The sequence below is a fragment of the Paraburkholderia fungorum genome (assembly GCF_046027215.1).
Classification (GTDB): domain Bacteria; phylum Pseudomonadota; class Gammaproteobacteria; order Burkholderiales; family Burkholderiaceae; genus Paraburkholderia; species Paraburkholderia fungorum_D.
In genome coordinates, this window is sequence record NZ_JAQQEN010000002.1 from 3,050,688 (window position 1) to 3,064,074 (window position 13,387).

The following is a 13,387-nucleotide window of genomic DNA, read 5'->3' on the forward strand; positions in this document are numbered from 1 at the left end:
ATGATGATGCGGAATCGGAATACCTCCTTCCTGTTTGGAGGCAATGCTCCTTATGTCGAGGAGCAATACGAGGCATACCTTGCCGACCCGAACACGGTGTCGCAAGAGTGGCGCGGGTATTTTGATGCGTTGCAGGGCACGCCGGCCGTTGATGGATCGGACGCCGGCGACGTCGCGCACGCACCGGTCGTGTCCCGCTTTGTCGAGCTGGCCAAGCAGACGCGAACTGGAGGACGCTCAGAGAACGAAGTACTGAGTTTCGCGCGCAAGCAAGTCGCCGTGCAGGCCTTGATTTCGGCGTATCGCATGGTCGGCACCCGCCATGCTCATCTGGATCCGCTGCGCTGGACCGCGCCGGTGCCGGTGCCTGAATTAAACCCGAGCTATTACGATCTGTCCCAGGCGGACACGAACACGAAGTTCAGCATGTCGGGCGCGTATTTTTCGGACGAAGATACGACGCTCGGTGATCTGGTGCAGGCGCTGACAGAGACCTATTGCGGGACGATGGGCGCCGAGTTCATGTACCTGGCTGATCCGGATCAGCGTAACTGGTGGGCCATGCGCCTCGAGTCTTCGCGTTCAAAAGCGACCCTGGATACCGGTGACAAACTGCACATCCTCGAACGGCTGACGGCCGCCGAGGGCCTCGAGAAATACCTGCATGCCCGCTATGTCGGCCAGAAGCGCTTTTCGCTCGAGGGGGGTGAGTCGCTCATCGTCCTGCTGGATGAACTGGTTGCATACGGCGCCCTGAAGGGAATCAAGAGCTCGATTCTCGGCATGGCCCATCGTGGACGTTTGAACGTTCTCGTGAATATTGTCGGGAAGCCGCCGGCAGCGCTGTTCGACGAGTTCGAGGGAAAAACCGCGAATCTTCTTCCGGCGGGCGACGTCAAATATCACAAGGGCTTTACCGGCTTGCTGCCGACGGCAACCGGGCCGGCAGAGGTGACGCTTGCGTTTAACCCATCGCATCTGGAAATCGTCAATCCGGTTGTTCAAGGTATCGCTCGCGCGCGCGCCGAAGTCCTGGGGCAAGGTGCGGGCGCAGTCCTGCCCGTGGAGATCCACGGGGACGCCGCGATCTCGGGGCAAGGTATCGTCATGGAGACGATGAACCTTGCGAATACCAGAGGCTACGGCACGGGCGGCACGATCCATGTGGTGGTGAATAACCAGGTTGGCTTCACCACGTCCCACCCGGAAGATACCCGGTCGTCGTTCTATTGCACCGACATTGCCAAGATGATCGAGGCGCCGGTCCTGCACGTGAACGGCGACGATCCTGAGGCGGTGATTGCCGCCACGCGTCTGGCAATCGATTTCCGTGCGACCTTCAAGAAGAGCGTGGTTATCGACCTGGTCTGCTTCCGCCGCCATGGCCACCAGGAACAGGACACGCCGATGATCACGCAACCGCTGATGTATCGCTCGATTGCAGGCCACCCGGGTGTCCGTACGCTCTATGCAAGGAAGCTCGTCGAAGAGCGGATTCTGACTGCGGAAGACGTGGAGAAGTATGTCCACGACTACCGTGAACGTCTTGACGCCGCCCAAACCGCTGAAGAGAGGAAACCGGTCGATCAAAAGAGCGAAGAAGTGAGCTGGCCGCAACTGCTCGATGGAAACGTCGGCCGCATCTACTACGCGCCACCGTTGCCGGATCTGGTTCAAAAGCTTGCACTCAAGATCACAAGCGTTCCTGAGCAATACTCGTTGCATCCGCTCGTCGGAAAAGTGATGTCTGCCCGTCGCGAGATGGCGGAAGGCAAGCGTCCGCTGGACTGGGGTTTGGCTGAGCATCTGGCTTTCGCCTCGCTTCTCTCCGCGGGTATCGACGTGCGTCTGAGCGGGCAGGATAGCGAACGCGGTACATTCAGCCATCGTCACGCGGTACTCCACGATCAGAAACGGTCGATTCGGGGAGAGGGCACGTACGTCCCGCTGCACCATGTGTCGGATACCCAGGGACGATTTTCGGTCACCAACTCGGTTCTGTCGGAGGCCGCGGTTCTGGGCTTCGAGTACGGATATTCGGTGGTTCGACAAAACGCGCTCGTATTGTGGGAAGCGCAATTCGGCGACTTCGCGAACGGGGCGCAGGTGGTTATCGACAACTTTCTGTCGGCAGGCGCTGCCAAGTGGGGGCAACACAGTGGTGTAACGATGCTGCTTCCGCACGGTCAGGAAGGGGAAGGTCCGGAACACGCGTCCGCCCGCCTTGAGCGCTATCTGCAACTGTGTGCACAGGAAAATATGCGGGTGGTTCAGCCCACGACACCGGCGCAGATTTTCCACCTGTTGCGGATGCAGGCCGTCCTGCACGATCGCGTTCCGCTTATCGTAATGACGCCCAAGTCTCTTCTGCGCCATCCCGAAGCTGTCAGCAGTCTCGAGGACCTTGCCACCGGCCGATTCAAAGAAATTCTTGCCGAATCGCCTACGAAGGAAGCAGCGTCCAAGGTGGACCGGGTCATTCTGTGTTCGGGCAAGATCTACTACGAGCTTCTGGAGCGCCGGCGTAAGGCCGAGAAGGACAACATCGCGTTGATTCGCGTTGAACAGTTATATCCGTTCCCGGCGAAGCAGATCAGTGCTGAGCTGGAGCGCTATTCGAATCTGAAGAGTGTCGTCTGGTGTCAGGAAGAGTCAAAGAACCAGGGTTCCTGGAGTTTTGTCCTGGAACAGCTGCTGGACATTGTGAAGGCACCTGCAGCGCTGCGCTATATCGGACCTGAAGCAACCGCATCGACTGCACCGGGTTACCGGTCGATGCACCTTGCACGTCAGGAGAAGTACCTGCACGCAGCGATTGAAGAGTAAGGAGGCAGCAAGGGCGAGTCGGAGACAACGTCACTGATTCGCCCTGATGGGGGCACAATTAACGAACTTCGACATACAAAGAAAGACGCAATAGCAAAAACGATGGATAAGATTTCAGCAATGAAGGCGTATGTGAAGGTGGTTGAATCGACAACCTTCGCGGGAGCGGCCGAAGTTCTGCACACATCGCCGGTCTATGTCACGCGCATGATTCAGGCTCTCGAGTCGGATCTGGGCGTGAAACTTCTTATCCGAACAACCCGTCGAAGCAAGCCGACAGATGCCGGCATGCGCTACTACGAACGTTGCGTTGCGCTTCTTCGGGATGTAGAAGAAATGGACGCCGACGTGCAGGCTTCCAGGGGAAGCAGAAGCGGAATAGTCCGTGTCAGCATGCCCTCGTTGGTCGCCAAGTCAGTTGTTATCCCCGCACTACCGAATTTTCTCGCTGATAATCCGGATATTCAACTGGACATCAGCATTGCTGATCAATACCCCGACCTGATCGAGGAAGGGTTGGACTGCGCCGTGCGCGTTGGACCGGTGAGCGAACTGGGCGTGGTTGCCAAGACTGTGGGCTTCTACAAAACGCTGACCTACGCGTCGCCCGACTATATCCGGGCCCATGGCGAACCGTTGACTCTGGATGACCTCAGCCATCACCTCGGCGTGAACTACGCCATGAAGTCAGGTCGTATCAGAAGCTGGGAGTTTCTCGAGGCAAACGAGGTCCGCTCCGTTGTGCTGAAGAGCGCGATCCTGGTGAACGACGCAGACACCTACGTGGCGTGCGGGCTCGCGGGCCTCGGACTGATCCAGGGCGGCACCTTTGTGCTCGACCCTCATGTGCGATCCGGCCGTTTGACCAAGGTCCTGAAGGACTATCCGTCAAATCCTCGCCCTGTGTCCGTGGTGTATATGCCTAATCGAACCAGGCCACGGCGGGTCGACATTTTTATCGACTGGTTGATTGATTTGTATTCGGTTCAACTTGCCGACTAAAGCTGATTCGCGTCAGCAACCATGGCGTTGCTGCATGGCGAAGAAGCCGATGTGTACGCCGGTGCCGGATATCAGGGTATTCACGGAAGAAGTTCGCGGACGAAATCAGGGATAACGCGCGGCGTAAGCGGTTGAACCTGGGCGACCGCTGTTTCAAAACATGAGAGTAGCTCATACTATCGCTGCACACAGGATGACGACGAGGCTCATGATGAATGGAAGAATATTGATCTCCGGCGCAGGTGTCGCCGGTCTGGCACTGGCTTACTGGCTGGATCGGGCGGGATTCGCTACGACGCTGGTCGAGCGCTCCCCGGAGTTTCGCCGTGGCGGCCAAGCTGTCGATATCCGTGGTGTCGCGCTCGATGTCGTCAACGCGATGGGCTTACTCGATGACACCCGCGCATTGCGTACGCGGCTCAAGGGTATGTCGATGCTCGATGCTGACGGCAACGAGACGCAACGTACCGAAGAGCGTACCTTCAGTGCAGGCCGGCTCGACAGCGAGGATATCGAAATCTTTCGCGACGATCTTTGCGAGCTTCTGATGGGCGCGATGAGCGACCGCGTCGAATTCATCTACGACAATAGCATTCGCGCGATCGATGATCAGGGCGATAGCGCGGCGGTAAGCTTCGCAACCGGCCAGGACAGGGAATTCGATCTGTTGATTGGCGCCGACGGAATCTACTCGAACGTCCGCAAGCAGTGTTTCGACGCTGAATCCACGTTTGTTTCTCCGTTGGGCATCGTGCTTGTCCTTTTCTCGACACCCAACCTGATCGCTCTGACCGATTGGCAACTCGGGCATCGCGAAGACGGCGTCGGCTACGTGATCTACCCGAGCCGCGACAAGAGCGAACTCCGGATTGGCGTTGGCTTCGCGGCGCCAGAGCCTGCCATGCCCCGAAGCGATATGGCAGCGCAAAAGCAACTTGTGGCCGCCCAGTGCGCTCGTCTGAAGGGCGAATTTCCGCGCTTCATCGAAGCAATGAAAGTCACCGATCAGTTTTACTACAACGAGCTCGCACAGATCCGCATGCCGTCGTGGTCAAAAGGCCGTGTCGTGCTTGCCGGTGACGCAGCACATTGTGCATCCCCTTTCTCGGGTCAAGGGACGAGCCTCGCGCTCGTCGGCGCTTTTGTGCTGGTTCGCGAGTTGGTTCGGCACTGGGATCATCCGGCGCAGGCCTTTGCCGCATACGAACACCGCATGCGGCCCTATGTGAACCTCAACCAGGCACTTGTGGACCTCACTCGCGAGGGTCCGACTCCGGATGATTTGATGACCGAAGCGAAGAACGGTATCGACCTTGGCGATTTGCTGAAAGAGTTGATATAGCCGTCGGGGCTCTGCCGCCTCGACCGGGCCGCGGACCGTGTTCAGGTGATGACGAACACTTCCACTTCTCTCGTCAGCCTGGCGGCCTGCTCCGCCATGGCCGTAGTGGAAGCTGACGCTTGCTCGACAAGCGCCGCGTTTTGCTGGGTCACCTGATCCATCTGCGAGATCGCGATATTCACCTGGTCGATGCCGTTGCCCTGCTCCGCGGATGCCGTCGCTATTTCGTTCATGATCGTATTCACCTGTCCGATCGCATCGACCGTTCGTGAAACCGTATTGCGGGCCGTCGTCGCCGTGTCGGCGCCTTCCTGGATCGCCGAGACCGATTCTTCTATCAACGATTTGATCTCCTTGGCTGCCGTGGCGCTTCGCTGTGCAAGTGCACGCACCTCGCCGGCAACCACCGCGAATCCACGACCCTCCTCACCCGCGCGAGCGGCCTCGACGGCCGCATTGAGCGCCAGAATATTGGTCTGGAAAGCAATCCCGTCAATGAGGCTGACAATCTCGCTGATTTTCGCGGTGCGGCTCGAGATCCTGTCCATGACGACAGCCACGGACTCGACAGCACTGCCGCCATCGCGAGATGTTGCCGATGCGGCGAGCGCAAGATTGAACGCGGCGTCGGCGTTCTGCGCATTCTGCTTCACGGTCGCCGTGAGTTGCTCCATGCTCGATGCCGTCTCTTCGAGCGATGCGGCCTGCTCCTCCGTGCGTTGCGAGAGGTCGGTGTTCCCGAGTGCAATTTCATTCGCGGACACTGAAATGGCATGAGCGCTGCGTCGAACGTTGCCGACCAGTTGCAAGAGCTGAATGTTCATGTCCTGCAACGCGAGTAGAAGCTGAGCGCTCTCGTTGTTGCCGGTTGTTTCGATATGACCCGTCAGGTCGCCTTTAGCCACTCTGCGCGCGAATTGGACGGCGAGATCAATGGGTTTGACCACCGAGCGAATTACAGCCACCGCGAACGCCGCGGACAGCAGCACGATAAACAGCAAAGCCGCGAGCACAGCGAGTTGTATCGCGCGCAAATGAGAGCTCTGTTGCTGGAGCAGCGCATCGAGTCCATCAATCGCAATTGCGTCGACAGTAAAAAACTGGTCGATCGCATTGGTGTACTGCTTGATGTAGTCGACGGGCGAGAGATCGGGCGCCGTCGAATTGATGATGCGCTTGTCTGCAAGGTCCAATGCTGCTGACGCCGCGGACTGCGCATCCTCGATTGGACGATTCAACAAACTGGCCAGTTGTGGATTCTGCCCCGTGGCTTTGTCCATCGAGCTTTTGAACAATGCGGATCGCTCCCTGCCACGTTCGAGGAGATTCGTCAGTTCGACCGTGTCGGCCGGCGTGGCGCTCCCTCTGGACAGGATATTGGCGCCTTTGGCTCGCGCCTTTCCAAGCTCTTCGGTAACGGCCGGAAGGTCGCTCAGCGAACTGCTCGCGAGGCGTGAACTGTCGAGATCTCCGTCGATAGACAATCCGTAGTGGTCAAGAAGCAAAGCGTTCGTCTTCAACAGATTACCGATAAGAGTTGCATGCGCCGAAAGACTCTCTCGTTGATCGATCGATTTGTTCGCGACTTTCTGGCGCAATGATCGCCATGCTTCCACCGTTCGTGCCCATTGCTGGATGGCGGGATCATCTCTATCGAATCGTCCAACTTCCGCTGCGACGGTCTCGTACGCCGCGTCCGCGTCTGCCGCCGTCTGCTGTGGAGAGTTGCGGCCGGCGCTGTCAGTCGCCAGCCAGATGGCGGCTTCGGCGCGGTGCTTCTGCGTCAACTGCAAAGCCTGTAGAACCGTTCGTTCAGTTTGGATACCTGAGCTTTCGCGCTGCTTCAGGCGGATCTGGGCATTCGTACCGTAGAAGTAAAAGGTGCTGGGTATGGCGACGAGGATAAGTGTCATCGCGCCAAGAACAGCGAACTTGGAGGCAAGGCTAATTTGTGAAAGTATTTTTGTCATGGCCTGAGCTTGTGTTCAAGTCCATTGAACCAGTTTTGCACAGCTGTGCATCCTCGCTGGGTCAATGGGAGACTCTCTTCTATTGCGAGAGCTGTTTAAGAATATCGGCGCACGTCGGGTTCTTCTTCAGCGCAATTGATCGTTTCTTTGGCAACGAACTTTCTGATTCTTGCCATTCTGGCAACGTCAACCGGATCGATGGTTTTCTACCGGCCCCGCGCCCTGACGGGCTAAGCGTACCGTCACTTATCGCACTAAAAGCAAGTGAGCTGCGAGTATAGGACTCCGACCAGGATAACCGGACGCTAGTCATCATTCCGTCGCGGAATAGTGTCTATGCAACGCGCGTGGATGGTAAAGGAATTGTGGCTAGCCTAATGTCAACCCTCGACGTTACTCCCCACGGGGGAAACGCGGCGGGAGACAACTGCCCGCTGCAACTGATGGCAGCAATACGCTGGACTTCGACTTCGTACCTGATCCAGGCAAGTAGAGCGGCACGACGGGCAATACTTTTTCCGACCCTTGACGCACGACCGATTGGACGTGCGGTGGGGAAGTGTTTTCTCGACGAATCACGAGTGGTCCAGAAAGCCGGTGCGAGCATAGCCCGCGCGTTATGGAGCCACGTGAAGCACGTAAAAGGTTTGATCAGACGGACTGGCGTGCATGCCCGGCATGAACACCACTGACAAAGGTCAACTCCGTTTGTCCGCGGGCAACCCTCAAGGAGACCGATAGTGATGAAACAACTTGTCGTGCCGAAATTGTCGAGAAGAGCTGTTCATGCATTGCTGCCGCCAACAAGCCTCAAACTGGCGCTCGTCGCAACGTTTGCCATGGTAAGCATTGACGGGTACGCCACCGAAGGCTGGGGTAATTCGTATCCGATCGGCAATGATACGGCTAACGCCGGCATGATGTTGCCTGAAGGATTGCACACGTTTCTCTTCTATCAGCACTACACGGCCCCACAACTGAAAGACAACAACGGCAACGACTACAGCCGGGCATCGACCTTCAAGATTCGGGCTGATGCAGTTGCAGTGCGCTTATCTTTCGTCTGGCCAGGCGTGAAGGTTTTCGGCGCCAACATCGAGACACGGCTGATCCAGGCCTATTCCATGACGGACCTCACGCTCGATCTGGCGCGTCCTGCGCCTTTGCGTCCGCTCGACAAAGGCGGGCATAAATCGGGCTTTACGGACACGCTGCTGGTTCCGATCATTCTTGGCTGGCACAGCCAGACCTATCATCAGACCGTGAGCGTGGAGACTCAAGTGCCAACGGGCGCGTACGACGTGACGTCGGCCGTGAATATTGGCCGGAACTACTACCAGATTGCACCTACCTATGCACTGACGTGGTTGCCGACCGACAGGATCGATATAAGCGCGAAGTTCCGTTATGCCTTTAACACCAACAATCGGACCACGAACTACGACTCCGGCGACGAGGCGACGATCGAATTCAGCGCCGGCTATCGCATCACGCCGGCTCTCGCGGCGGGTCTAAATGGTTACATCTATCGGCAGACCACTGACGACAGGCAGAACGGCGTGGTAGTCAACGGCAACGGCAATCGTGGCCGTGTCGACGCACTGGGCCCGTATATCCGATACAGCCTGACAGCAAAGATCGCCATGTCAGTCAAGCTGCAGCAGGAATTCGATGCGCGCAATAGGCCGCAGGGAACACGCGTGTGGGCGCAGGTCAGTTTGCCGTTCTGAAGACGTCTTTCTGCGTGACGAACATCACGCAGGCATAAGCACTGCCTTTATCCAGCATGTACTGCACCGTCTGGCTGTGCAGTCTGGTGGCTGCTCGTCGATCGAAATCCGCTTCATTCCACGCGGGAATAGTGTCTATGAGGCTGCATCCGTAGAGTTAAAGATTTGATCGGTGTACTGTAGATCGAACAAAACAAACGGGGCATCTTGCAACAGGGAGTGAATACAGCGGGCACGCACATCGTCCGGGATTGAGACTGATTTTTCCATGCACACGATTGACCTGACAGAGGAGTTATTTTGCTAATGCATACAATTGATTTGACCTATGTGGGGCGGCGTATGCGCTCAGGGAAAGACTACCAGGCCAGCCTTGAAATGGAGGCGACATCATGGCAGTCGCATTAATTACTGGAGCCAGCCGTGGCATTGGTGCGGCTATTGCGATGGAGCTGGCGAAGCAGGGGTATAAGGTGGTCGTGAACCATCGCGCCAGCGCGCCCCAGGCCGACGACGTAGTCGCGACTATCGTCGCGGCGGGTGGAGAGGCCGTTGCGATTAAGGCCGACGTCACCGAGCCTGACGACGTCACTGCGATGGTCGATGAAATCAATCAGCGATGGGGTGGGGTCGACGTTCTCGTGCACAACGCGTTGACGCCGTATGACGTTACCTCGTTCGCCAACCTCAGTTGGGAACAACTCGGCGGCAAGCTGGACACAGAGTTGCGTGCCGCCTTTCTGGCAACGAAGGCGGTTGTGCCAGGCATGATGGCTCGCGGCCGCGGGCGGCTGATCTATCTGAGCACCCTGCTGTCGCAGCGTCCGCGTGACGGGATGATTACGCTAGGCACCGCCAAGGCGGCTCTGGACCAGTTCGTACGCTACATCGCTGTGGAATTGGCCCCGCATGGAATCACCGCCAATCTCGTTGCGCCGACCACAGTGGAAGGCGCGACTTCGAGCACGCTGGTGTCGGCCGAACGACTGAAAGCAATTGCCGCGGCGAACCCCATGGGACGGCTCGCCCGTCCCGCTGAAGTGGCCCAGACCGTGTCGTTCCTGGCAAGCGACGCTTCGGGTTTCACCACCGGCCACTATGTTCCAGTAAGCGGCGGCTTCGGAATCTAGTGAATGCAACGAGCACGCAAATCGCCCGACACTGGGTGAGGCGTCATTTTGCCAGCGTGCTCGTTTGAACTGACAGAGGAGGTAATTGCTAATGCACTCGATTGACCTGACTTATGTGGGCAGCGGTATTCACGAAGAACTGATCGCCCATGTGGCTGATCAGGAGGGATATTTCGAAGAGGAAGGTGTTCACGTCGCCCTGCGCGACGGAGCCGTGTGGAAGACTGAACGCGTGCGCGGCGGCGCAACCATTGGTCTGGGCCGGGCGCTATTGTCGAGGCTGACCGACGGCATCCAATGGACGGTGCTCACGGCCAATACCCATCGTCCGCTCTTCTGGTTCCTCGGCGGTAGCGAGGTGAAATCCATGGATGATCTTCGAGGGCGCCGACTGGCGGTCCACGGCGCTCGCACGGCACCCGGTTGTTTCGCACGGATCGTGCTGCGTAAGCACGGGTTGGACCCCGATCGCGACCTGCAATGCGTAGAGCGCATCCCGGGTGACTACCAGATGGACCTGCGACGCCTTCGCGAGGGTTCGATTGACGCGGCCTACGTGGGCAGCACGCTTTCGGCCGAACAGGTCGCCCGCGAGGAGGGTTTTTCGGTGTTGTCCTTTGTGGGCGATCACTTCCAGATTCCCACCGTGGGTCTCGCCGTAGACCCCGAACGCATCCCGCTCGACGATCCAGCCCTGCAGGCGCTGGTGCGGGCCAACAAGCGGGCCCTCAAGACGATCGCCGAACAACCCAGTCTGGCAGTCAAACACATCCACTCGATGTTGGGGCGATTGACCAGCGCGGAAGCGGAGCAACATTACGAGCGCTACGTCCGCCCGTATTTCACTTCCGATGGTCGGGTGGATCTCAAAGCTGCCCAGCAGGGGATTGCGGCGGTCGCCACCGAACTCGGCGTCTCCGCGGGGACCGCTGATCAGATGTACCTGCCGGCCTTGTGATCGCGCCGCGACTTTAATCAGGGCGAGAATGAAGAATTGACGCGCAGTACGGCGTCATATCTCTTGTATAGGTTTTCGGACGCCGGCGTTGATGAAACGAACGGTGCGGTGATTGACCAGCGTCCGAAACGCGCCAATGAACGAAGCCGCGCAAATGTCTGCAGTGCCGCCCGACCTGAACCTGAGACAGAACTAGAGCCACAAGGCGCCGCGCCTGGCGCTGCAGAGTGGCCGTTACGCTCGCGCGATACGTCATGAACGCTTGTGGGCCGAGATTCCGTGAAAAGCGCGTGAATCCATCGAACTGGCCACGCTCGAATGGATGGTTTGATTCCATCACCATCGGCTGATGGAGTCCCTCGGCTATCTGGCACCCCCTGAAGCAGAGGCAGGCTACTACCGGCAACTCAACAATACCGTTTTCATGCCTGCATTAACTCGAACCAATTAGCTTCCCCGATTCCGTGGGCGGTTCAAAAGATTTTGAAGTGGACGTTATAAGACCAATAAAAATTCGCATAACAAAACTCGGAGACAAAAAATGAAGATGGTGAAAGGTTGGACATTAAAGTCCGCTTTGGGTGCGATATCGCTCATGTCTTGTGGTTTGGCGCAGGCGCAGAGCAATGTCACGCTATACGGGGTGGTCGACGGTGGATTGCTCTACACCAGCAAGACGCTCAATACAGCGACCGGACAGAACGGCGGCAAGACATTCGCGATGAACGACAGTGGACTCACGTCTTCACGATTCGGTATCAAGGGCACTGAAGACCTCGGCGGCGGCCTGAAAGTCAACTTCAATCTCGAAAGCGGAATCGATATCGCCAATGGCGGCTTCGAGGATTCGAACGGAAACTTTTTCGGTCGACAAGCGTGGGTGGCATTAGATAGCAAATTCGGGACGTTCACGGCAGGTTTGCAGTTCTCACCGTTCTTTATTGCTATGGTCGAGTCGGATCCGCGCGGCTTTACGCAGTTCGGGAGCGGCCTTGTAAATCTTATCGGCAGCGTCGGCGGTACCTCTGTGTTTACCTCGAATGCCGTCTCTTACACCAGTCCTAACATCGCAGGTTTTGTGGGTAAAGCGCTGATCGCTTTGGGTGGCGCGGCGGGCAATTTTCAGGCGGGCCGGCAGTATTCCGCCAGCCTGACATACCAGGCGGGTGCCTTGATGGTGGACGCTTCCATTTTTGACGGCAACAGTGGCGGCACCGTTCAGACACCGGTTCCGACTACCGTGGCCTTCGAAGGCCGAACCCTTGGCGTGGCGTACAACTTTGGCCCGGTCACCGCCCGGGCCTCGTTCGTCAACTATAAGGTCGCCGGGTCGTTCAATAGTGATGTTTTCGCGGTAGGTGTCGACAGCTTCGTGCTGCCCCAGCTCAATATTAATGGCGGCGTGTGGGTAACGAGCGACCGTGACCATACGGCGAATCACTCACTAGTGGTTGCCGTGGGTACGCAATATTTTCTGTCAAAGGCTACCTCACTCTATGCGCAGGTTGGCGTGGTGAACAACGACGGTGCGATGAACACGGGCTTGTCGGTAGCCCCTTTCAGTGCGTTGCATGGGGCCAGCGGTACAACAACCGGCGTAGGTATAGGAATACAACATAACTTCTAGGCACGATGTCTGTGTCTCTCGGAGCACCTCCGCCTTAACGCGGTGAAAGGTGGCTTTTGCGTATCTATACCGATGCCTTGAGGGAATAGTGTTTATGCCGCCAATCCGTAGATTCGCCCAAGGAAAAGGATAACAATCAATTCCATAAACGGAGAGGAAATAGGAAGCCCGAGTAACCTTTCATCTGGAGACGTGTTATGCCCGACACGCAGAAAATACGAGAACCAGCAGCCGATTCGGCAATTGCCAAGCTGGCAGGAAATCTGCCGGAGACAATATCCACCGAAGTGAGCGCGACGGAGTTCAGGGAGGCGCTCTCCAAAGCCATCACTCCCGTGACTATTCTGGCCACTGATGGACCGAATGGCAGAGCCGGAGTGACCTGCTCCGCAGTCTGTTCAGTATGCGACACGCCTCCGACAGTTCTGGTTTGCGTCAACCGCAATAGCTTTGCGAATGGCGTGATCAAGGCGAACGGAATACTCACCGTGAACTGGCTGAGTGCAGATCAAAGTGAATTGTCCCAGCTTTTCGCTGGCGTTGGTGGATTGCCAATGCCAGAACGGTTTTCCAGGAGTCAGTGGGGAACCCTGGCAAGCGGAGCGCCTTACTGTAAAGAAGCGATGATGACGCTCGACTGTCGTGTTGCAGATGCGATTGAGGTCGGGACACACAGCCTTATTTTCGCACGCGTGATTGCAACGACTAAAGCCGATGAGCGACACCCGCTGGCCTACTATCAGCGCGCCTACGCAACGACTCAACCCGCAACGTTTTAACCCGTCGTTTTCAATTCAATTCT

The 13,387-nt window shown here is 57.4% G+C and carries 9 protein-coding genes and 1 pseudogene; 9 read left to right on the forward strand and 1 reads right to left on the reverse strand.

Annotated elements, in window-relative coordinates:
• The 3 genes from PQR27_RS34095 to PQR27_RS34105 all read left to right on the forward strand — a co-directional run bounded on the left by PQR27_RS34095 (position 1) and on the right by PQR27_RS34105 (position 5,170).
• Positions 1 to 2,826: a 2-oxoglutarate dehydrogenase E1 component gene (locus PQR27_RS34095; RefSeq protein ID WP_408527940.1), complete on the forward strand. Its 2,826-nt coding sequence runs from the start codon at positions 1 to 3 to the stop codon at positions 2,824 to 2,826.
• A 102-nt stretch (positions 2,827 to 2,928) separates the two neighbouring features.
• Positions 2,929 to 3,828, forward strand: a complete 900-nt coding sequence (locus PQR27_RS34100) for a LysR family transcriptional regulator (protein WP_408527941.1) — start codon at positions 2,929 to 2,931, stop codon at positions 3,826 to 3,828.
• A gap of 208 nt (positions 3,829 to 4,036) precedes the next feature.
• Positions 4,037 to 5,170, forward strand: coding sequence for an FAD-dependent monooxygenase (locus PQR27_RS34105; protein WP_408527942.1), 1,134 nt, complete (start codon positions 4,037 to 4,039; stop codon positions 5,168 to 5,170).
• A gap of 41 nt (positions 5,171 to 5,211) precedes the next feature.
• On the opposite strand, the gene PQR27_RS34110 is transcribed toward PQR27_RS34105, so the two are convergent.
• Positions 5,212 to 7,083: a methyl-accepting chemotaxis protein gene (locus tag PQR27_RS34110; RefSeq protein ID WP_408527943.1), complete on the reverse strand. Its 1,872-nt coding sequence runs from the start codon at positions 7,081 to 7,083 to the stop codon at positions 5,212 to 5,214.
• Between the two features lie 800 nt (positions 7,084 to 7,883).
• On the opposite strand from PQR27_RS34110, the gene PQR27_RS34115 reads away from it, so the two are divergent.
• From PQR27_RS34115 to PQR27_RS34140, 6 genes and pseudogenes are all read left to right on the forward strand, one after another.
• Positions 7,884 to 8,870 (forward strand): SphA family protein, encoded by a 987-nt coding sequence (locus PQR27_RS34115; RefSeq protein ID WP_408527944.1) that lies wholly within the window; start codon positions 7,884 to 7,886, stop codon positions 8,868 to 8,870.
• Positions 8,871 to 9,262: 392 nt separating this feature from the next.
• On the forward strand, positions 9,263 to 10,000 hold the full coding sequence (locus tag PQR27_RS34120; RefSeq protein ID WP_408527945.1) for an SDR family NAD(P)-dependent oxidoreductase: 738 nt from the start codon (positions 9,263 to 9,265) through the stop codon (positions 9,998 to 10,000).
• A gap of 91 nt (positions 10,001 to 10,091) precedes the next feature.
• Entirely contained in the window at positions 10,092 to 10,958 is an 867-nt protein-coding gene (locus PQR27_RS34125; RefSeq protein ID WP_408527946.1) for an ABC transporter substrate-binding protein, read from the forward strand.
• Positions 10,959 to 11,241: 283 nt separating this feature from the next.
• Positions 11,242 to 11,409, forward strand: a pseudogene (locus tag PQR27_RS34130) (IS3 family transposase); the annotation flags it as partial.
• A gap of 96 nt (positions 11,410 to 11,505) precedes the next feature.
• The gene (locus PQR27_RS34135) at positions 11,506 to 12,585 is read left to right on the forward strand and encodes a porin (protein ID WP_408528391.1); all 1,080 of its coding nucleotides are present in this window, start codon (positions 11,506 to 11,508) and stop codon (positions 12,583 to 12,585) included.
• A 197-nt stretch (positions 12,586 to 12,782) separates the two neighbouring features.
• Positions 12,783 to 13,364: a flavin reductase gene (locus tag PQR27_RS34140; RefSeq protein ID WP_408527947.1), complete on the forward strand. Its 582-nt coding sequence runs from the start codon at positions 12,783 to 12,785 to the stop codon at positions 13,362 to 13,364.
• Positions 13,365 to 13,387 lie beyond the last annotated feature (23 nt).

Bases quoted from the DNA above. Each gene is read 5' to 3' on its own strand.
- PQR27_RS34110 (WP_408527943.1), bottom strand. From the start codon at position 7,083: ATGACACTTATCCTCGTCGCCATACCCAGCACCTTTTACTTCTACGGT.
- PQR27_RS34135 (WP_408528391.1), top strand. From the start codon at position 11,506: ATGGTGAAAGGTTGGACATTAAAGTCCGCTTTGGGTGCGATATCGCTC.
- PQR27_RS34105 (WP_408527942.1), top strand. From the start codon at position 4,037: ATGATGAATGGAAGAATATTGATCTCCGGCGCAGGTGTCGCCGGTCTG.
- PQR27_RS34115 (WP_408527944.1), top strand. From the start codon at position 7,884: ATGAAACAACTTGTCGTGCCGAAATTGTCGAGAAGAGCTGTTCATGCA.
- PQR27_RS34125 (WP_408527946.1), top strand. From the start codon at position 10,092: ATGCACTCGATTGACCTGACTTATGTGGGCAGCGGTATTCACGAAGAA.
- PQR27_RS34100 (WP_408527941.1), top strand. From the start codon at position 2,929: ATGGATAAGATTTCAGCAATGAAGGCGTATGTGAAGGTGGTTGAATCG.
- PQR27_RS34140 (WP_408527947.1), top strand. From the start codon at position 12,783: ATGCCCGACACGCAGAAAATACGAGAACCAGCAGCCGATTCGGCAATT.
- PQR27_RS34120 (WP_408527945.1), top strand. From the start codon at position 9,263: ATGGCAGTCGCATTAATTACTGGAGCCAGCCGTGGCATTGGTGCGGCT.
- PQR27_RS34095 (WP_408527940.1), top strand. From the start codon at position 1: ATGATGATGCGGAATCGGAATACCTCCTTCCTGTTTGGAGGCAATGCT.